This is a genomic window from Nocardioides panacisoli (assembly GCF_039537325.1).
GTDB classification, from domain to species: domain Bacteria; phylum Actinomycetota; class Actinomycetes; order Propionibacteriales; family Nocardioidaceae; genus Nocardioides; species Nocardioides panacisoli.
In genome coordinates this window covers 1-1,098 of record NZ_BAABAH010000036.1, presented here as the reverse complement: position 1 = coordinate 1,098, position 1,098 = coordinate 1, and the positions used below count along the sequence as shown (strand labels likewise).

The window sequence follows — 1,098 nt, the reverse complement described above, 5'->3', positions numbered from 1 at the left end:
TGTAGTTCCCCGGCAGGTTGTGAACGGCGAGGCGTAGACGAATAGCGAGGACCTCCGGTACGGAGGGGTTACCACACCAACCTCTTCACCGAAGGTCCTCAATGACTCACGCTAACGCTCCACTGACCCCGCTGGGCCGGCAACGTCTTGCCGAGCTGATCGTGATCCAGGGCTGGCCGGTGCGCCGAGCGGCCGAACGGTTCCAGGTATCACCAGCCACGGCATCGAAGTGGGCACGCCGATACCGCGCCGGGCTGCCGATGAACGACCTGCCCTCGCGACCGCACTCCAGCCCGACACGGGTCTCGACCCGCCTCGAGCATCGGATCGTGAACCTGCGCTACCGGCGACGGTGGGGTCCGCACCGGATCAGCTACCACCTTGGCGTGCCGAGGTCGACGGTCGGCAGGGTCCTTGCCCGCTACCGGATGCCGCTACTTGCACACCTCGACCAGGCCACCGGTCTGCCGGTCCGCAAGCCAAGGCCGGTGCGCTACGAAGCGGGTGCGCCGGGCGACCTTGTCCACGTCGACATCAAGAAGCTCGGTCGGATCCCCGATGGTGGCGGCTGGCGTGCCTTCGGCCGCGACTCTGTTCAACACCGACGAAGCGGTGTCGCGAGCTCTCGCGCCAAGCGTGCGGGAGCTCCCTCCTCCCGCGGATACGTCTTCCTGCATCACGCCGTGGACGACTACTCCCGGCTGGCCTACTCCGAGCAGCTGCCCGACGAGCGCAAAGAGACCGCCGCCGAGTTCTGGCTTCGGGCCAAGGCCTTCTTCGCCGACGCCGGCATCGCAATCCGCGCGGTCATGACCGACAACGGCTCCTGCTACCGCTCGCACGTCTTCGCCGCCGCGCTCGGCAAGGACGTCCAGCATCGCTGGACCCGGCCCTACCGGCCCCAGACCAACGGGAAGGTCGAACGCTTCAACCGCACCCTGGTGAGCGAGTGGGCCTACGCCCAGACCTACCTGTCCGACGAGGCCCGCTCAGCGACCTACGCCGACTGGGTCCACTTCTACAATCATCACCGACCCCACACCGGCATCGGAGGCCTCGCCCCCGCCGACCGCGTTCACAACCTCACGGGGAACTACA

General features: G+C 67.4%; 1 protein-coding gene. It reads left to right on the top strand.

Annotated elements, in window-relative coordinates; all coding sequences use genetic code 11:
• Window positions 1-101 precede the first annotated feature (101 nt).
• Window positions 102-1,098 (top strand): IS481 family transposase (locus ABD709_RS21375; protein ID WP_344779087.1); only part of this gene is annotated, 997 nt, incomplete at its 3' end.